Origin of the sequence: Rhodanobacter sp. Root561 (genome assembly GCF_001427365.1) — a bacterium.
Lineage (GTDB): Bacteria > Pseudomonadota > Gammaproteobacteria > Xanthomonadales > Rhodanobacteraceae > Rhodanobacter.
Genome location: NZ_LMGH01000001.1, coordinates 1281614 through 1300743, shown reverse-complemented (window position 1 = coordinate 1300743; position 19130 = coordinate 1281614). Strand labels below are relative to the sequence as shown.

At 66.4% G+C, this 19130-nt stretch carries 17 protein-coding genes; 16 read left to right on the top strand and 1 reads right to left on the bottom strand.

From position 1 onward, the window contains the following. The first annotated feature begins 33 nt into the window (after nucleotides 1–33). From bamA to dnaE, 9 genes are all read left to right on the top strand, one after another. Complete coding sequence (gene bamA / locus ASD55_RS05635) at nucleotides 34–2460, top strand: outer membrane protein assembly factor BamA (protein ID WP_056764243.1); 2427 nt, start codon at nucleotides 34–36, stop codon at nucleotides 2458–2460. 115 nt (nucleotides 2461–2575) lie between these two features. Next, nucleotides 2576–3604 (top strand): UDP-3-O-(3-hydroxymyristoyl)glucosamine N-acyltransferase, encoded by a 1029-nt coding sequence (gene lpxD, locus ASD55_RS05630; protein WP_056717960.1) that lies wholly within the window; start codon nucleotides 2576–2578, stop codon nucleotides 3602–3604. Next, complete coding sequence (fabZ, locus tag ASD55_RS05625) at nucleotides 3597–4070, top strand: 3-hydroxyacyl-ACP dehydratase FabZ (RefSeq protein WP_056717961.1); 474 nt, start codon at nucleotides 3597–3599, stop codon at nucleotides 4068–4070. The genes lpxD and fabZ overlap by 8 nt, the downstream gene beginning before the upstream one ends. Beyond that, nucleotides 4067–4840 carry an acyl-ACP--UDP-N-acetylglucosamine O-acyltransferase gene (gene lpxA / locus ASD55_RS05620; protein ID WP_007804451.1) on the top strand — a complete coding sequence of 258 codons (774 nt, stop codon included), beginning with the start codon at nucleotides 4067–4069 and terminating at the stop codon, nucleotides 4838–4840. Before fabZ ends, lpxA begins: the two co-directional genes overlap by 4 nt. Nucleotides 4841–4897: 57 nt before the next feature. Continuing rightward, a complete protein-coding gene (gene lpxB / locus ASD55_RS05615; RefSeq protein WP_056764241.1) occupies nucleotides 4898–6121 on the top strand; it encodes a lipid-A-disaccharide synthase in 1224 nt (407 codons plus the stop codon). Nucleotides 6122–6170: 49 nt separating this feature from the next. Then, nucleotides 6171–6791: a ribonuclease HII gene (gene rnhB / locus ASD55_RS05610; protein ID WP_056764240.1), complete on the top strand. Its 621-nt coding sequence runs from the start codon at nucleotides 6171–6173 to the stop codon at nucleotides 6789–6791. A 222-nt stretch (nucleotides 6792–7013) separates the two neighbouring features. Continuing rightward, the gene (locus tag ASD55_RS05605) at nucleotides 7014–7214 is read left to right on the top strand and encodes a hypothetical protein (RefSeq protein ID WP_056717964.1); all 201 of its coding nucleotides are present in this window, start codon (nucleotides 7014–7016) and stop codon (nucleotides 7212–7214) included. Between the two features lie 85 nt (nucleotides 7215–7299). Next, on the top strand, nucleotides 7300–7860 hold the full coding sequence (locus ASD55_RS05600) for a TlpA disulfide reductase family protein (RefSeq protein WP_056764510.1): 561 nt from the start codon (nucleotides 7300–7302) through the stop codon (nucleotides 7858–7860). A gap of 119 nt (nucleotides 7861–7979) precedes the next feature. Further along, nucleotides 7980–11519 carry a DNA polymerase III subunit alpha gene (gene dnaE, locus ASD55_RS05595; RefSeq protein WP_056764238.1) on the top strand — a complete coding sequence of 1180 codons (3540 nt, stop codon included), beginning with the start codon at nucleotides 7980–7982 and terminating at the stop codon, nucleotides 11517–11519. Between the two features lie 157 nt (nucleotides 11520–11676). Here dnaE and ASD55_RS05590 read toward each other — a convergent pair whose 3' ends face one another. Continuing rightward, on the bottom strand, nucleotides 11677–12051 hold the full coding sequence (locus tag ASD55_RS05590; protein ID WP_056717966.1) for a YajD family HNH nuclease: 375 nt from the start codon (nucleotides 12049–12051) through the stop codon (nucleotides 11677–11679). 173 nt (nucleotides 12052–12224) lie between these two features. On the opposite strand from ASD55_RS05590, the gene ASD55_RS05585 reads away from it, so the two are divergent. The 7 genes from ASD55_RS05585 (at nucleotide 12225) to ASD55_RS05555 (ending at nucleotide 19040) form a co-directional block, all read left to right on the top strand. Further along, the gene (locus ASD55_RS05585) at nucleotides 12225–13181 is read left to right on the top strand and encodes an acetyl-CoA carboxylase carboxyltransferase subunit alpha (RefSeq protein ID WP_056764236.1); all 957 of its coding nucleotides are present in this window, start codon (nucleotides 12225–12227) and stop codon (nucleotides 13179–13181) included. Between the two features lie 110 nt (nucleotides 13182–13291). After that, nucleotides 13292–14506 (top strand): hypothetical protein, encoded by a 1215-nt coding sequence (locus ASD55_RS05580; protein ID WP_056717968.1) that lies wholly within the window; start codon nucleotides 13292–13294, stop codon nucleotides 14504–14506. A gap of 70 nt (nucleotides 14507–14576) precedes the next feature. After that, entirely contained in the window at nucleotides 14577–15314 is a 738-nt protein-coding gene (locus ASD55_RS05575; RefSeq protein WP_056764234.1) for an NYN domain-containing protein, read from the top strand. Nucleotides 15315–15324: 10 nt separating this feature from the next. Next, on the top strand, nucleotides 15325–16626 hold the full coding sequence (tilS, locus tag ASD55_RS05570; RefSeq protein WP_056764233.1) for a tRNA lysidine(34) synthetase TilS: 1302 nt from the start codon (nucleotides 15325–15327) through the stop codon (nucleotides 16624–16626). A 279-nt stretch (nucleotides 16627–16905) separates the two neighbouring features. Continuing rightward, nucleotides 16906–17163 (top strand): exodeoxyribonuclease VII small subunit, encoded by a 258-nt coding sequence (locus ASD55_RS05565; RefSeq protein WP_056764231.1) that lies wholly within the window; start codon nucleotides 16906–16908, stop codon nucleotides 17161–17163. After that, on the top strand, nucleotides 17147–18055 hold the full coding sequence (ispA, locus tag ASD55_RS05560) for a (2E,6E)-farnesyl diphosphate synthase (protein ID WP_056713987.1): 909 nt from the start codon (nucleotides 17147–17149) through the stop codon (nucleotides 18053–18055). The genes ASD55_RS05565 and ispA overlap by 17 nt, the downstream gene beginning before the upstream one ends. An 82-nt stretch (nucleotides 18056–18137) precedes the next feature. Further along, complete coding sequence (locus ASD55_RS05555; protein ID WP_056764230.1) at nucleotides 18138–19040, top strand: LysR substrate-binding domain-containing protein; 903 nt, start codon at nucleotides 18138–18140, stop codon at nucleotides 19038–19040. Nucleotides 19041–19130 lie beyond the last annotated feature (90 nt).

Here is a 19130-nt window from a genome sequence, read left to right as displayed (position 1 = left end):
CCGCTTCATCGAAATAACCCAACGGAATCGACGATGAAGCGTATCGCCGCGCTGATCCTGCTTGCCTCCCTCTCCGCCAATGCGTTCGCGTTCGATCCCTTCGTGGTGTCGGACATCCGCATTGACGGCCTCAGCCGGATTTCCGCCGGTACCGTCTACAACTATCTGCCGATCAACAAGGGCGACCAGCTGACCAACGACGGGGCGCAGCGCGCCATCCGCGCGCTGTACCAGACCAAGTTCTTCAGCGATGTCGAGATGGATCGCGAAGGCAGCATCCTGGTGATCAAGGTGGTCGAGCGCCCCTCGATTGCCAAGCTGACCCTGCGCGGCAACAAGGACATCAAGACCGACGACCTCAAGAAGGGCCTGAAGGAGATCGGCCTCACCGAGGGCGAGACCTTCGACCGGCTGGCGCTGGACAACGTGCAGCAGGAACTGATCCGGCAGTACTACAACCGCGGCAAGTACAATGTTTCGGTCGACCCGCACGTGACCCGGCTGGATCGCAACCGCGTCGCCATCGAGATCGAGATCCGCGAAGGCAAGGCCGCCAAGATCAAGGAACTGAACATCCTCGGCAACCACGCGTTCAGCGACAAGGACATCCGCGAAGGTTTCGAATCGGACACCAGCAGCTGGATGTCCTGGTATTCGAAGGATGACCAGTATTCGCGCGAAAAGCTGTCCGGGGATCTCGAGAAGCTGCAGTCCTACTACATGGACCGCGGCTACGCCGACTTCGGTATCGACTCCACCCAGGTAGCGATCGCACCGGACAAGCGGTCGATGTACATCGACGCCAGCATCAAGGAAGGCGAGGTCTATACGGTCAGCGACGTGAAGCTGCTGGGCGACCTGATCCTGCCTGAAAAGACCATGCGTTCACTCGTCTTCACCAAGGCGGGCGCCACCTTCAATCGTGCCGCGATCGAAGCCAGCAGCAAGGCGATCAAGGCGGTACTGGCCAACATCGGCTATGCCTATGCCAAGGTCACGCCGATTCCCAAGCTGGACAAGGAAAAGCGCACGGTCGACCTGACCATGTACGTCGAGCCCGGCCAGCGCGTCTACGTGCGCCGGGTGATCTTCCAGGGCAATACGCGCACCGAGGACGGCGTGCTGCGCCGCGAGCTGCGCCAGCTGGAGGGTTCCTGGTATTCGCAGGCCGCCATCGACCGTTCCAAGGTTCGTCTGCAGCGGCTCGGCTACTTCAAGACAGTCGACATCGACAAAGCGCGCGTCCCGGGCACCCAGGACAAGGTGGACGTCACCGTCAAGGTGGAGGAGCAGTCGGCCGGCAGCATGCAGTTCGGCATCGGCTACTCGCAGTACTCCGGCATCATCCTGAATGCCTCGGTGTCGCAGAACAACCTGTTCGGCACCGGCGACAGCTTCTCGATCAGCGGCGAGCGCAGCACGTACTACACGCGCCTGGGATTGAATTACTACAACCCCTACCTGACCGACAGCGGCATCGGCATCGGCTACAGCGCCTCGTACTCGAAGACCGACTACGGCAACACCGACTTCGCCAACTACGCGACAAGCACGACAAGTTTCTCCTCCTATCTCGGCATTCCGATCAGCGAAACCGACGGCTTGCGCGTGGGCCTGGGCATCAGCAGCAACAAGGTCAACCTGTACCCGGGCTACAGCCCGCTGGTGCTGATCGACTACCAGAACGAGATCGGCAACAAGACGATCCACACCTGGACCGGCACGCTGGGCTGGAACCACGACACCCGCAATGGCTACTGGGCGCCGACCCGCGGTGGCCTGATCTCGGCCTCGACCGACGTCGCCCTGCCCGGCTCGACCGTGCAGTACTGGAAGCTCAACACCGAACTCAACCACTACTGGCCGATCGGCAAGGGCTTCGTGCTGTATCTGGATGGCCAGGTCGGCTACGGCAAGACCTATGGCAAGAACGGCATCAGCGACGATGCCTACGATGCATTGGCCGCGGCCAGCAAGGCCGACAATGTCAACCAGGGCCACATCATCACCGACATGCGCCAGGACCTCCCGTTCTGGCAGAACTACTACGCCGGTGGCGTGCGCGATGTGCGCGGTTTCCAGGACAACACCCTGGGCCCGCGCGTGTGCATCGACGGCAGCTCGCCCGACGCCAAGGGCATGTGCAACAACGGTGCCTACTACTCCCAGCCGATCGGCGGCGCGTTCAAGGTCCTGGGCACGGCCCAGGTCTTCCTGCCGCTGCCTTTCCTGAAGGACGTCAACACCGCCCGCGTGTCCTGGTTCATGGACGTCGGCAACGTGTACAAGGACTACAAGAGCTTCGATGCCTCCGAACTGCGCGCATCGACCGGCATCTCGCTGCAGTGGCAGGCGCCGATCGGTCCGCTGATCATCAGCCTGGCCGTGCCGTTCCGCTCCAAGGACGCCGATCGCCATTACGAGGAACGCATCCAGTTCACCTTCGGCAGCCAGTTCTGATTCCATCCGGAAGTGGATCGGAAAGCGCGGCCCGGCCGCGCTTTCTTTTGCCGGAAGGGTCGACTGCACGCCGCGCCGCCACCCTCTACAATGGCCGGCAGGTTCCGGAGCAAGCATGAGCACAATCCATTACACGGTCGCCGGGCTGGCCGAGCGGTTCGGCCTGGTCGCAAGCGGCGATGGCGCGCGGGTGATCGACGGCGTCGGCACTCTGGCGGGCGCCGGTCCCAGCCAGCTCAGCTTCCTGTCCAACAGCAAGTACAGCGGCCAGCTGGCAGCCACCCGCGCCGGCGTGGTGGTGTTGCGCGAAGCGGACCTGGCCGCGTGCCCGACGGCGGCGCTGGTCGCCTCCGATCCCTATGTGGCCTACGCGAAACTTGCCGCCCTGTTCGAACGGATGCCTGCCGCCGCAGCGGGCATCCACCCCAGCGCCGTGGTGGCCGACAGCGCGCAGGTCGATCCCGGCGCCAGCGTCGGGCCGGGCTGCGTTGTCGGCGAGCGTGCGGTGATCGCGGAGGGAGTAGTGCTCGGCCCACACTGCATCGTCGGCGAGGACTGCACGGTCGGCGCGCATTCACGACTGATCGCCCGGGTCACCCTGGTGACCCGGGTCACGCTGGGCCAGCGCGTGCTGGTGCACCCCGGTGCGGTGATCGGCTCGGACGGCTTCGGCCTGGCCTTCGACCGGGACCACTGGATCAAGCTGCCCCAGCTCGGCGGCGTGCGCATCGGCGACGATTGCGAGATCGGCGCCAACACCACGATCGACCGCGGCGCACTGGACGACACCGTGCTGGAAGAGGACGTGCGGCTGGACAACCAGATCCAGATCGCCCACAACGTGCACGTAGGCGCGCACACCGCGATGGCCGGCTGCGCCGCAGTAGCCGGCAGCGCGAGGATCGGCCGTTACTGCATGATCGGCGGCAACGCCGGCGTGCTTGGCCATCTGGAACTGGCCGACCGGGTTACCATTACCGCCAAGAGCCTGGTCACGCATTCGATCCGCGAACCTGGCGAATATTCATCGGGCGTGCCCCTGCAGGACAACCGCCAGTGGCGAAAGAATGCGGCGCGCTTCAAACATCTGGACGAGTACGCGCGTCGACTGTCGACGCTGGAGAAGGACAGCGACAATGAGTGAAAACAGCGACTTCATGACCCTGCCGATCGATGTGGAGCAGATCCGGGAATTGCTCCCCCACCGCTACCCGTTCCTGCTGGTGGACCGCGTGATCGAGATCGTGCCCGAGGTCAGCGTGGTCGCGATCAAGAACGTGACCATCAACGAGCCGTTCTTCCAGGGCCATTTCCCCGGACACCCGGTAATGCCCGGCGTACTGATCATCGAGGCGATGGCGCAGGCCGCCGGCCTGCTGACCCAGGTCAGCCGCCACATGAAGGGCGACAAGGTCAGCCCGCTGTTCTACCTGGTCAAGGTCGACAACGCGCGCTTCAGCGCCCCGGTGGTTCCCGGCGACCAGTTGCGCATGGAAGTCAGCCTGAAGCGGCTGATGCGCGGCATGGGCATCTTCGAGGCCCGCTCCCTGGTCGATGGCAAGGAAGTGGCCAGTTGCGAATTGATGTGCGCCGCGAGGTCGGGCAAATGATCCATCCCACCGCACTGATCGACCCCTCCGCCATCATCGGCGCCAACGTCAGCATCGGCGCGTACAGCGTGATCGGTGCCGAGGTGGAGATCGGCGAAGGCACCGTGATCGGGCCGCATGTGGTGATCGAGGGACCGACCCGGATCGGCCGCGACAACCGGATCAACCAGTTCGCCTCGCTGGGTGGCGATCCGCAGGACAAGAAGTGGCAGGGCGAACGCACCGAACTGGTGATTGGCGACCGCAACCTTATTCGCGAATTCACCACGATCAACCGCGGCACCGGTGACGGTGGCGCGATCACCCGGCTCGGCAACGACAACTGGGTGCTGGCGTACGTGCACATCGCGCACGACTGCCAGATCGGCAACAACGTGGTGTTCTCCAACTACTCGGCGCTGGCCGGGCACGTCAGCATCGGCGACTGGACGATCCTGTCCGGCTACTCAGGCGTGCACCAGTTCTGCAAGGTCGGCGCGCACGCGTTCATCGGCATGGGCTGCCTGGTCGGCCACGACGTGCCGCCGTTCGTGATGATGGCCAACGAACAGCACGGGCGCCCGCGGGGCATCAACAGCGAAGGCCTGAAGCGCCGTGGTTTCGACGCGCCGCGGATCGCCGCGATCAAGCGTGCCTATCGCACCCTGTACATGGCCGGCCTGTCGCTGCCCGAAGCCCGCGAAAAGCTGGCCGAACAGGCGCGCGAAAGCGACGACGTGCGCGCCATGCTGGAGTTCCTCGACCACAGCGAGCGCGCGCTCGCCCGCTGATATGTGCGCAGCACATATCAGCAAATCAAATACTCGCGCTCTTGCCAGGACGGAGTCATGTCAGTGACCGAGACTGATCGCCATCCCCTGATCGCCATCATTGCCGGCGAAGACTCCGGTGACCAGCTCGGCGCCGACCTGATCGCCGCCTTGCGCCGACGCTATCCGCAGGCGCGTTTCGTGGGCATCGGTGGCGCGCGCATGCAGCGCGAAGACTTCGAGTCCTGGTACGACATCCACGAGTTGTCGCTGTTCGGTTTCAGTGAAGTCATCCTCCACCTGCCCCGGCTGCTGCGCCTGCGCAAGGCGCTGGTCGCGCGCCTGCTCGAGCTGAAACCCGACGTCGTGGTCGGCATCGACGCGCCGGATTTCAACCTCGGTGTGGAGCAGCGCCTGAAACAGGCCGGCCTGCTGACCGTGCACTACGTCAGCCCGTCGGTATGGGCGTGGCGCGAGAAACGCGCCGAGAAGATCGGCCGCAGCGCCCATCGGGTGCTCTGCCTGTTCCCGATGGAACCGGCGATCTATGCGAAGCACGGCATCGATGCGCGCTTCGTCGGGCATCCGCTGGCCGATCGTTTCGCCCTGGTGTCTGACCGCGTGGGCGCGCGCGACGTGCTGCAGTTGCCGCAACAGGCGCCGGTGCTCGCCGTGCTGCCCGGCAGCCGGCTTTCCGAATTGAGCCGGCTGGGCCAGCCGTTCATCGAAGCCGCCAGTCGCGTCGCCGCGGCCGTCCCGGGCCTGCGCGTGGTCATTCCCGCGGCCAATGCCCGGGTCCGCGCGAAGCTCGACACGCTGCTCGCCCACGTCCCCCAGGGCGAATCCCGCCCGCTGCTGCTCGACGGCCATGCGCACGAGGCGATGCTGGCCGCCGACGTGGTGCTGCTGGCGTCGGGCACCGCCACGCTGGAGGCGATGCTGGCCAAGCGGCCGATGGTGGTGGGCTATCGCGTGGCCCCGATGAGCTATCGCATTGCCCGCGCGCTGAAGATGCTGAAGACCGACATCTATTCGCTGCCGAACATCCTGGCACGCGCCAGCGGCATCGATATCGGTGGCGGCCTGCTGGTGCCGGAACTGATGCAGGACGACTGCACCGCGGAGAACCTCGCTGCCGCCACCCTGGCGCTGTTCAAGGACAGCGAGCGGCGTGGCGCGGTGGTCGCCGCCTTCGAGCAATTGCACCAGGCGCTGCGCGGCGGGCTGGACGATCAGGCCGGCGATCGCGCCGCGACGGCCATCGCCGAGCTGATCGATGCACGGAATCCCGGCCATGGCTGAGCGTTCCGCGAGTACCTGCTCCCCACCTCAATCCTTCCCCTCGGGGGGGATGAGGCAAGCGCAGGAAGCGCGGGAATCGATTGGAGCGAGCCTGTTCGTGGCCGGCGTGGACGAAGCGGGACGTGGCCCGCTGGCCGGCCCGCTGGCCGTCGCCGCGGTGATCCTCGACCCGTCCCGCCCGATCCCCGGTCTGGACGATTCGAAGAAGCTCAGCGAGGCGAAACGCGAGGCGCTTTACCCCCTGATCATCGAGCGCGCGCTGGCCTGGTGCGTGGTGCTGATCGAACCGGACGAGATCGACCGCCTGAACATCTTCCAGGCCACCATGACCGGCATGAGTCGTGCGGTTGCCGGCCTCGCACCGGGTGCGCACGAAGCCCTGGTCGACGGCAACCAGTTGCCGAAGGACCTGCCCTGCCCCGGCCGGGCGATCGTCGGCGGCGATGCGCTGGAACCGGCCATCAGCGCCGCCTCGATCCTGGCCAAGGTCAGCCGTGACCGCCTGATGGTGGCCATGGAAAACCTCCATCCCGGCTACGGCTTCGCCGCGCACAAGGGTTATCCCACCCCGGCGCACCTGGCTGCGCTGCAGATGCTCGGCCCCTGTGCCCAGCACCGCCGCAGCTTCGCCCCGGTGCGACTGCTGCTGGATCAGGCAAGGCTGTTCTGACCGCCGGGAGCGCTTGTTCCCGTTCCAGCCACGATCGCGCATCCCGATGAGATTGATCCGCATAGGCCATCGGTCTATGCAACTTTCCCCCGCGCGCGCGCATCATTACCTTCAAGGAAACCCGCACAGCACGGATGCGCCCGTTGCACCGGCCCGTACTGACCTGCCGGCCCGCTCGCCAGCGAACTCGCACGCGTTCCCAGGGAACGCAGGAGTCACGCCATGATGCATCCGCAAAGCCACCCCACCACCCCGTCGCCATCGACCGCGGCGTCCGCATGGGAACCGGTTCTCGACACGACCGATCGCACCGACGAAACCCCGCTGTCGCACGCCGACTACAACCTGCAACCGCTGCGGGTACAGGCGCTCGATCATTACATGAGCACCGCCGGCGAGGACGAGCGCTTCTTCGTCCGCTGAGCCGGCACGATCAGGCCACGTGGCCCGACTTCCTCGCTCCGCGGCATGTTGCTACGCTGGCGCGTGCCCCGGGGGAATGGAAGAGATGCGCAGAAACGCGATCGTGCTGCCTGGCCTGTTGCTTGGCCTGCTGCTTTGCTGCAACGCCGTGGCCGGCGACAGGCCGGGACTCCAGCCGGGCGACACGCCGCCGGATACGCTGGGTACCACGCAGCGAGGCCAGGAGGTGACCGTCTCCTCGCTGCACGGTAAGGTCGTGGTGATCAGTTTCTGGGCCACCTGGTGCGGCTACTGCATGGAAGAGATTCCCGTGCTGGCGAAGCTGCAGTTGCTGGCGACCCGGCGCGGCCTGCCGCTGCAGGTGGTGGCGGTCAATCATCGGGAAGATCGCGACACCTTCGTGCGAACCTCGCGCGTACTGCGCAGGAGCCTGCCCGAACTGCTGGTCACCTGGGACCGTGACGGCGCGATCGGCAAGCCCTACGGCGTCAGCGGCATTCCGGTGATGGTGATGCTGCGTCGCGACGGCAGCATCGCCCACGTCCATGTCGGCTACGGTGCCGACATGCTGGACACACTGGTCGGCGAGATCAACGCCCTGCTGCTCGAACAGCCTGCCGCGACGGCGGCCGTCACCAGGCCTTGAGTTGATCGGGCCTTGAGCCGATCGGGACGCCAGCGCGCTTCGCGCAAACCGCGCGGAAGTCAATCTTGCCGCTGCCCCGGCCGCCGGGTAGCCTGCATGAATTCAGCGCGTAAACCGGCATGACCGTCAGCTACACCCACCTGCACCTGCACAGCGAATATTCGCTGGTCGACTCGACCATCCGCATCAAGGCGCTGGTCGCCGCCTGCGTGCGCGACGGCATCCCGGCGGTGGCACTGACCGACGACAGCAACATGTTCGCGCTGGTGAAGTTCTACAAGGCCTGCAGCACCGCCGGCATCAAGCCGATCGGCGGTTGCGACCTGTGGATTTCCTCCAGCGACGACCCGCGTCCGTGGCGACTCACCCTGCTGTGCCAGAACCGCGACGGTTATCTCAACCTGTCGCGACTGGTCTCGCGCGCATGGCAGGAAGGTCAGCACGGCGGGCGCGCCCTGGTCGACGTGTCGTGGCTCACCGCCGGCGCCACCGAGGGCCTGATCGCCCTGCTCGGACGCGACAGCGAAACCGCCCGCCTCGCCATCGGCCAGGGCATCGACGCGGCGCAGGCCAGGTTGCGTCCGCTGGCCCGGCTGTTTCCCGACCGGCTGTACCTGGAGCTGACCCGCTGCGGCCGCGACGGCGAGGAAAACTGGAACACCGCCGCGCTGGCACTGGCCGGCGAACTGGCGCTGCCGGTGCTGGCCAGCAACGACGTGCGCTTCCTCAAGCAGGATGACTTCGCCGCGCACGAAGCGCGCGTATGCATCAACCAGGGCCGCGTGCTGGCCGATCCCAAGCGCCCCCGCGAATACAGCGACCAGCAATACCTGAAGACGCCCGCCGAGATGGCCGCGCTGTTCGCGGATCTTCCCGAGGCGCTGGAAAACACCGTCGAACTGGCCAAGCGCTGCACGCTGGAACTGAAGTTCGGCACGTACTACCTGCCCGACTTCCCGGTGCCCGAAGGCCACGACCTCGACAGCCATATCCGCGAGCTGTCGCGGCAAGGCTTGCGCGAGCGCCTGGAAAACGCGCCGCTGGCAGCCGACCACACGCTGGACGACTACAACGCCCGACTGGAACGCGAGCTGGACGTCATCGTCAAGATGGGCTTTCCCGGCTACTTCCTGATCGTGGCGGACTTCATCAACTGGGGCAAACAGAACGGCATCCCGGTCGGCCCCGGGCGCGGTTCGGGCGCCGGCTCGCTGGTGGCCTGGGCGCTGAAGATCACCGACCTCGACCCGCTGCAGTTCAACCTGCTGTTCGAGCGCTTCCTCAACCCCGAACGCGTGTCGATGCCCGACTTCGACATCGACTTCTGCATGGATCGCCGCGACGAGGTGATCGACTACGTGGCGCGCAAGTACGGTCGCGACCGCGTCAGCCAGATCATCACCTACGGCTCGATGGCGGCCAAGGCCGTGCTGCGCGATTCCGGCCGCGTGCTCAGCATGCCGTACGGCCAGGTCGACCGGCTGGCCAAGATGGTGCCGCCGCGACCGCTCGACCTGACACTTTCCGACGCGCTCGGCCGCTCCGAGAAATCGAAGAAGGAGACCGACCGCGTCGTCAAGGAGTTCTGCGAAACCTATGAGCAGGACGAGGACGCCCGTGCACTGATCGACCTGGCGCTGAGCCTGGAAAACCTCACCCGCAACGCGGGCAAGCACGCTGGCGGCGTGGTGATCGCGCCGACCCCGCTGACCGACTTCGCGCCGCTGTACTGCGAAGCCGGCGGCGGCGGCGTGGTGACCCAGTACGACAAGGACGACGTCGAAGCGGTCGGCCTGGTGAAGTTCGACTTCCTCGGCCTGCGCACGCTGACCATCATCGACTGGGCGGTGAAGGCGATCAACGCGCGCCGCGCGAAAGCCGATGAAGCGCCGCTGGACATCTCGGCGCTGCCGCTGGACGACCCGGCGCCGTACGAGCTGCTGAAGAAGGCGCAGACGGTCGCCGTGTTCCAGCTCGAATCCTCCGGCATGCAGCGCATGCTGAAGGACGCCAAGCCCGACCGCTTCGAGGACATCATCGCGCTGGTGGCGTTGTACCGCCCCGGCCCGATGGACCTGATCCCCAGCTTCGTGGCGCGCAAACACGGCCGCGAGGACGTGGAATATCCCGACCCGCGCGTCGAGCCGATCCTGAAAGAGACCTACGGCATCATGGTCTACCAGGAGCAGGTGATGCAGATGGCGCAGATCGTGGGCGGCTACTCGCTCGGCGGCGCCGACCTGCTGCGCCGCGCGATGGGCAAGAAGAAACTGGAGGAGATGGCCAAGGAGCGCGCCAAGTTCCGCGAGGGCGCGGCGAAGGACGGCCTCACCGGCGAGAAGGCCGATTCCATCTTCGACCTGATGGAGAAATTCGCCGGCTACGGCTTCAACAAGTCGCATGCCGCCGCCTACGCGCTGGTTTCGTACCAGACCGCGTGGCTGAAGGCGCACTACCCCGCCGAGTTCATGGCCGCCACGATCTCCGCGGACATGGACAACACCGACAAGGCGGTAACCTTCCTCAACGAAGCGCGCGCGATCGGCATCACCGTGCAGCCACCGGACGTCAACGCGTCCGAGTACATGTTCGTGGCGATCGAACCGAAGGTGATCCAGTACGGCCTCGGCGCGATCAAGGGCGTCGGCCAGGGTGCGTGCGAAGCAATCGTGGCCGAACGCGCCCACGGCGCTTATACGGACCTCGCCGATTTCTGTCGTCGCGTCGATCCCAACAAACTCAACCGGCGCGTGCTCGAAGCCCTGATCATGGCCGGCGCGCTGGATGCGCTGGCGGCCAATCGCGCCAGCCTGATGCTGCAACTGCCTGACGCGATCAAGGCCGCCGAACAGCACCTGCGCGACAAGCAGTCGGGCCAGAACGACATGTTCGGCGCGGCGATGGGCAACACCACGCCGGTAGTGAAAATTGATCTGCCGACCGTGCCCGAATGGCCGCTGGAACAGAAGCTGCAGGGCGAACGCGACACGCTGGGCCATTACCTTTCCGGCCATCCCACCGACCCGTGGAAGGACGAACTGGCGCAATTGTCGACCTGCCCGCTGGGCGAGATCGTCGATCGCTACCAGCCGCCCAAGCCGCGCAAGAACGACGACGGCGACAACAACCGTTTCCGCCGTGGCCCCGACACGCCATGGACCGTCGCCGGCATGGTCACCGCCGTGCGCAAGCGCGGCGACAGCGATGCCTTCGTGCGGCTGGAAGACGGCACCGGCATCATCGAGGTGAGCTTCTTCGGCGAGCTGTACCAGCAGATGGCGCCGCTGCTCACCCGCGACCAGATGCTGGTGGTCGATGGCGGCCTGCGCATCGACGACTTCTCCGGCGGCGGTTTCCAGTTGCGCGCACGCAGCGCGTTGTCACTGGAAGACGCCTGTCGCAAGCACGCACGCGTGCTGCAGCTGAAATTGAACGGCATCGGCCCCGACTTTGCCGCCCAGTTGCAGCGCACCCTGGCCGGCTACCGCGGCGGTCGCGCCAGCGTCACCCTGCATGGCTACCGCAACCGCAACGCCCAGGCCGACCTGGAACTGGGCGAGGCCTGGCGGGTCGACGCCATCCCCGACCTGCTGCGCGCCGTCCGCGCCCTGCCCGGCGTGCAAGCCGCCCGCCTGCGCATCGTCAAGCAGCAGGATTGACCCTCCGCCTTGCTCCCTCCCCAGCCCTCCCCTGCTCCGCAGGGGAGGGCTGGGGTGGGGTCGCTCTTGATCCAGAGTTCAAGATCAAGAGTTCAAGATAAAGAGCCTTGTCCCCTCCCGACCTTCCCCCTGCTGCGCAGGGGGAGGAACCGCAGTGTTACTTCCTGCCCCGCTCCATCATCGCCTTGAGGTCGGCGAACGGATTGCCCGTCGCCGGCGGCGCTTCCTCCACCGCCATCACCCCGCCGCGCACGTGGTCGATGTGCCGCGAGTGCTCGTTGTCGTGGCAATACACGCACAGCAGCTCCCAATTGCTGCCGTCGGGCGGGTTGAAGTCGTGATCGTGGTTGCGGTGGTGCACGGTCAGCTCGGACAGGTTCGTGCGGGTGAACTCGCGGGCGCAGCGACCGCACACCCAGGGGTACATCTTCAGGGCACGCTCGCGATAACCCAGCTCGCGCTGCTCGGCGGCGCGCCGGGCCTCGGCCACGATGCGGTCGAGTTTCGCGTTGTCGATGGGCTTGCTTGACATGCAGATGATCCAACTGCGGACGTGATGGGACAGGCGTGATGGGGCGGACGATAGCGCAATCGCGCCGCCGGTGGCAGACCGGGTGTCGACCCCGTCACAGCCATACGGCGGCGTTCTCGCGTTTTGTTGCGGGACGCTATACTGCAGCGCTTCAGTACCGTGAATTGCAGCGAATGAACCCAAACTTCCTCGATTTCGAACAACCCATTGCCGAACTGGACGCGAAGATCGAAGAGCTTCGCCACGCCAGCGACGGCCAGGCGTTCAATATCGAGGACGAGGTCGGCCGCCTGCGCGAAAAGCTGAAGATCAAGACCGCCGAGATCTTCCGCAACCTCAACTCGTGGCAGACCACCCAGCTGTCGCGCCACCCGGCGCGTCCGTACACGCTCGACTACATCGGCGTGATCTGCGAGGAATTCCACGAACTGGCCGGCGACCGCATGTACGCCGAGGACGCCGCCATCGTCGGCGGCCTGGGCCGCGTCAACGGTCGGCCGATGGTGATCATCGGCCACCAGAAGGGCCGCAACACCAAGGACAAGGTGCGCCGCAATTTCGGCATGCCGCGCCCGGAAGGCTATCGCAAGGCGTTGCGCCTGATGAAGATGGCCGAGCGTTTCAGCCTGCCGCTGCTGACCCTGATCGACACCCCCGGAGCCTATCCCGGCGTCGGTGCCGAGGAGCGCGGCCAGAGCGAGGCGATCGCCCGCAACCTGCTGGAAATGGCCGAACTCAAGGTGCCGATCATCTGCACCGTGATCGGCGAAGGCGGCTCCGGCGGCGCGCTGGCGATCGGCGTGGGCGACCGCACCAACATGCTGCAGTACTCGACCTATTCGGTGATCTCGCCCGAAGGCTGCGCCTCGATCCTGTGGAAGAGCGCCGACAAGGTGAAGGACGCCGCCGAAGCCCTGGGCATGACCGCCCCGCGCCTGTTCGAACTGGGCCTGGTCGACAAGGTCGTGCGCGAGCCGCTGGGCGGCGCCCATCGCAATCCGCGCTCGATGGCGATCCGCCTGAAAGCCGTGCTGTTGAAGCAGCTCGACGAACTCCAGGCGATGCCCGTGCCCGACCTGCTCGAACAGCGCTACCAGCGCCTGCGCAGCTACGGCGCGTACCAGGGATAAGCCCGCGTCGACACCGACGTGACCGATCGAGTCAGATCGGATACCGGTGTCGGATGATGTCCCGTGTCAGGTTCGGTCGGTCTGTGCGACCGACAACACAAGGATTGTCCATGAGCCGTCAGCAGCTTGCCGTCCTGGCCATTTGGCTTTTCCCGGCCTTCGTCATCGCCTCGGCACCAGTCGCGCAAACGCCGATCAGCTCGAAAGCGGCACTTGCCCGCTATCTGCACGACACCCCACCGGGCACCTCGCCACTGGATGACTTGTCGCCCGGTGGGCGGAAACGGTTTCTCGGACAACTCGACTTTGGCCAACACGGATTGCGCAGCATCCCGCTGGAGGATCTTGCCAACGAACTGACGCATCCGCAGATCGTGCGCCTGCTGGCGCTGTTCGGTGCTGAACAATACGCCAGCGAGGGGCTCACACCAGCCGAGCAGGCCACCCGCAAACGCGAGCGCGAGCAGGATGCCGCCGCCAGGGGATGCACCGTCGACACCTGCACGGAAAGCGACGTGGAAGAACGCTATGACGAACTCGTCCTGCAAAAAGCCGAATCTTCCCTGCCCGACACCCGGCGCTTCGCCCTCGCCGGCAACCACTACGACCGACTATTCGGCAGTCATCAGACGCCGGAACGCCTGCGTTCGACGAGCTACGCCGATCTGAGGCTGCTCAGGCGCGCCGCTGAAGAAGCCGTGTTCTACGTACCCAGCTCAGCGCACATCGCCCAGTTGCGAATGGATCTGACCGAGATGCAGCGACGCAACATGGTGGGCGACAGGGATTTTGCAGGCCTGCATCGGGCGCTGGTCGCCAGCCGCGATTTCGATGCCGCCAGCAGGCTGGCAAGAAGCCACCCCCACATGGATGCCGACAACGTGCCTGCGTTCCACATGCCAGGCTCATTGCCGCCGGGACAGCCTACGGCACTGACCGTGGACGCGCAGAACAACACGATGTCGCGCCAGCCTTTCGACCTGACCGCGCCGCTGCGCATCGTGGTGGTTGCCTCGTGCCACTTCTCGAAGGATGCGGCGCGTGCCATCGAGGCGGATGCGCAATTGCGCCCCATCTTCACCCGTGATGCCATCTGGCTCGCCAGCCAGAACGAGTACTTCAGTTCAGTCAGTGAGTGGAACCGGGAGTTTCCCGGCCAGCCGATCCACCTCGCCTGGCAGGACAGCGAATGGTCGATGCTGGACAGTTGGGCAATGCCCACGTTCTACGTTTTCCGCCACGGCCGCCTGGTGAAGAAGTTCAGCGGATGGCATGACATGAAGACGCTGAAGCAATCCCTGCACGAGGCCGGCGTGCTCCATTAGGGAACCCGCGAAGCACGACGTGCTCGGCGCGCGCTACCATCATCGTGCCCAACCCCTGCGGGAGAGAACCATGGCCCACGACAAGCTCGCCGTACTGATCGACGCCGACAACGCCCGCCCGGCGATCGTCGAAGGGTTGCTGGCGGAAATCGCGAAATACGGCACCGCCCACGTCAAGCGCATCTACGGCGACTGGACCAAGCCGGACTTGAACGGCTGGAAGGAAGTGCTGCTGCGCCACTCGATCCAGCCGATCCAGCAGTTCCGCTACACCGTCGGCAAGAACGCCACCGACTCGGCGATGATCATCGATGCGATGGACCTGCTCTACGCCGGGCGTTTCGACGGCTTCTGCATCGTCTCCAGCGACAGCGATTTCACCCGGCTGGCCTCGCGCATCCGCGAATCGGGGCTGACCGTGTACGGCTTCGGCGAGCGCAAGACACCCGAACCGTTCCGCACCGCCTGCGACAAGTTCATCTACACCGAAGTGCTGGCCGGCACCACGGCGACCGCCGAAGCCGAGGCAGCGCCGAAGCAGCGCTCGGCCAAGGAACTGCGTGGCGACACCCACCTGATGAACCTGCTGCGCGGCGCGATCGAGGCGGCCTCGGACGACACCGGCTGGGCGGGATTGGGCCCGATCGGCAGCATCATCAACAAGCAGTCGCCCGACTTCGATTCGCGCAACTACGGCTATGCCAAGCTCAGTGGACTGATCAAGGGCATCGGCCTGTTCGATACCGAGGAACGCCACATCGGCAACGGCAAGCACATCTACGTGCGCCAGCGCGCCGCGAAAAAATGAGCGGCCCGAAGTGAGCGACACGCTGCACCGGCACCTGCACCGCGCGCTCGAGACCTTGCCGCCCGCGCCCCTGTGCGTGGCCTTCAGTGGCGGGCCCGATTCCAGCGCCTTGCTGCATGCGCTGGCGCAGTTGGCGCCGGCGCGCCTTCGCGGGCTGCGGGCATTGCATGTCGATCACGGCCTGCACGGGGACAGCCGGCTCTGGGCGGAACATTGCCGGGCGTTCTGTGCCGCGCTCGACATCCCCTGCGAGGTGTTGCCGGTGCAGGTGCAGCGTGGCAGCGGCAGCGGCCTGGAAGCGGCTGCACGCGAAGCGCGCCACGCCGCGCTGGCCGCCCGGTTGCGCGAAGGCGAGCTGCTGCTGTTCGCCCATCACCGCGACGATCAGGTCGAAACGGTCTTGCTGAAACTGCTGCGCGGCGCCGGGCCCGAGGGACTGGGCGGCATGCGTGCCTTGCGCCGGTTCGGTCGTGGCCAGTTGTGGCGCCCGCTGCTCGAACTTCCCCGCCAGCAGCTGCACGACTACGTGGCGGCGCAGGGGCTGGCCTGCATCGACGATCCATCGAATGCCGACATCCACTTGGCCCGCAATCGCCTGCGCCACGAGATCCTGCCGCGCCTGCTGCGCTTCTGGCCGCAGGCGCCGGATTCGATCCTGCACAGCGCGGCATTGAGTCGCGCGGCGGCGGACACGCTGCGCACGCAATGGCTGGCCGCGTTCGACGAACTGCACGACGCATCCAGCGGCAGTTTGGACGCCCCTGGCTGGCTGGCGCTGGCGCCGGCGCTGCGCGAACCCTTGCTCGATCACTGGCTGCATGCGCTTGGTCGCAGCGCGCCCACCGCGGCGCAACGCCAGCAGATCGAGCGTCAATGCGCGGCACGTGCCGGCAGGCTGCCCTGCATTCGCTGGGACGACACCGAGCTGCATATCTGGAAGGGCCGGCTGTGGGCGCTGCCGACCACCATCGACATCGATGACGAATGGCAGGCCGACTGGCATGGCGAACCGCTGCTGCTTCCCGGCGGCGGCGAACTGGCCCTGGATGATCCTGCCGCCCGCCTCGCGCAGCCCTTGCGCGTGCGGCTGCGTCGCGGCGGGGAACGCATCAAGCCCGAGGGCGACGCGCACACCCGGGAATTGCGCGACCTGTTCCAGCAGGCGCGGATGCCGCCATGGCGGAGAGCGTGTTGTCCGTTGATCCATGCGGGCGATGAGCTGGTGGCGGTGGCGGATCGCTGGGTTAGCGGGCGTGGGGGGGAGTTGTTTCGGGGGGTGGGGGCGTGGCCGCGTTGGCGGGTGGGGCGGTGAGGTGGGGCGGCCCTCACCTCAATCCTCTCCCGCAAGCGGGAGAGGAGGCTGACGTGCCGAGCGGGAGTCGGGGCTTCGTGCTTCGGCTTGGCTCGGTGGGTCGAGTTTCGGTGGTGGATTGGGTAGATTGGGGTTCCCTCACCTCAATCCTCTCCCGCGAGCGGGAGAAGAGGCGATGGTGCCGAGCGGGAGTCGGGCTTCGTGCGTCGACGTAGCGTGGTGGATCGGGTTGTCTTTCTGCATTGATTCTAGGGGCCTGCTGCGTTAGCGTTGCGGGCCATGGCCAAGACCGTTCCCGCAACCAGCAAGACCCCGCCCGTCGCCGACTTCGAACACTCGCTCGACGAGCTGGAGCAACTGGTTGCGAAGATGGAGGGTGACGACATGAGCCTGGACGATTCGCTGGCCTCGTTCGAGCGCGGCATCGGTCTGTTCCGCCATTGCCAGCAGTCGCTGGAACAAGCCGAATTGCGCGTGCGCCTGCTGCTTGATCCCGATGCCCCCGACAGCGCCCAGCCGTTTGAACCCGAACTCTGATCACGCCGAGCTCGGCCCCGCCCTGCAGTCCCTGATCCAGCGCGCCGAACAGGCGCTCGATCGTCATCTGCCGCCGGCCGGACACTCCCCCGCCGAACTGCACAGCGCGATGCGTTATGCCGTGCTGAGTGGCGGCAAGCGGCTGCGTCCGTTGCTGGTCTACGCCGCCGCGCAGGCGCTCGGCCATGACAGTGCCGCGCTGGATGCGCCGGCCTGCGCGGTGGAGCTGATCCACGCCTATTCGCTGGTGCACGACGACCTGCCTGCGATGGACGACGACGCCCTGCGCCGCGGTCGCCCGACCTGCCACATCGTGTTCGGCGAGGCGATGGCGATCCTCGCCGGCGACGCGCTGCAGGCGCTGGCGTTCGAGATCCTCGCCGACGACGCCTCGCGCCAGGTCGATCCCGCCACCGGCATCGCCATGCTGCGTGCACTGGGCCGCGCCTGCGGCGCCGAAGGCATGGCCGGTGGCCAGGCGCTCGACCTCGCCGCGGTCGGCCGGCGGCTGAGCCTGGACGAACTGGAACACATGCACGCCTGCAAGACCGGCGCGCTGATCCGCGCCTCGGTGCAACTGGGCGCGCTGGCCGCCGGCGCCGACGACAGTGTTTTGCAGTCGCTGGACCGCTACGCCCACGCGGTCGGCCTGGCATTCCAGGTGCGCGACGACATCCTCGACGTGGAAGGCGAATCGGCGGTGATCGGCAAGACCGCCGGCAAGGATGCCGCCGCCGACAAGCCCACCTTCCCCTCGATCATCGGCCTGGAAGCCTCGCGCGCCCGGCTGTCCGAACTGACCGAGCAGGCGCTGGCCGCGATCGTGCCGCTGGGCACGCGCGGCGAGTTGTTGCGCGAGCTGGCCCTGTATTCGGCGCTGCGGGTTCGCTGAGCCGTTCGCGGCGGCTTGCTGCACAACGCTTCCTGTGCTGCACTCGGACACTGTCGCCATCGCGGCAAGGGGTCGTCAACCGATGCGTCTGCGCCACATCGAAGTGTTCCATGCGGTGCTGACCACCGGCAGCCTGACCGGGGCGGCGGACCTGCTGAACATCTCGCAGCCTGCCGCCAGCAAGGCGCTGCAGCATGCCGAGCAGCAACTGGGCTTCGCCCTGTTCAGCCGGGTGCGCGGACGCCTGCAGCCGACCCAGGAAGCGCTGCTGCTGCGCCATCGCGTCGACAAGATCATCCAGGATCTGCACGACCTGCAACGTCTCACGGCGAACATCGGCGACCCTGAGAGCTCGCCGCTGCGGGTGACCTGCACGCCGACCCTGGCGCATGCGCTGGTACCCGATGCGACCACCCTGCTGCGCAAGTCTTTTCCCAACACCACCGCCGAACTGTTTACCCAGCACTCGGCGGAGATGTGCGAATCGCTGATGCTCCACGAAGCGGACATCGGACTCACCCTGCAGAACGCCGGCCACCAGGGCCTGCACCAGGAGCCGCTGTGCCGCGGGCACATCATGGTCATCGCCCCGCCCGGCTGGTGGTCGCCGGAGGAACTGGCGCAGCCGCTGCCGGTCACCGCGCTGGCCGACCAGCCGATGGTCGGCATCGCGGTGCACGATGCATTGGGCCGCATGCTGCAAGGCCACCTGAGCCAAGTGGTGCCGGCACCGCGCACCGCGGTCTGGGTGCAGACCTACCAGCTGGCGTATTCCCTCGTCGCGCAAGGCGAGGGCCTGGCCCTGGTCGATCCGTTCACCGCGTCGTGGGGTGGCGGGAAAACCGTGCAGACGCGTCCGCTGAAACTGCAGCTGGACGTAGTGCTCTACGCGCTCTATCGGCTGGACAGTCCGCTGAACCCGCTGCAGAAGCGCTTTCTCGGCCTCGTCCGCCAGCTGGCCCAGCGGATGCTGGACCCAGCCTGAGAGCCTCGGCGGGGCGCTCCGGCGCCAGCCACATCCACAACCTTTGGTTATGCCTGGTGCCGGTCTTTTCATTGGAGGCTGGCGCGGGGC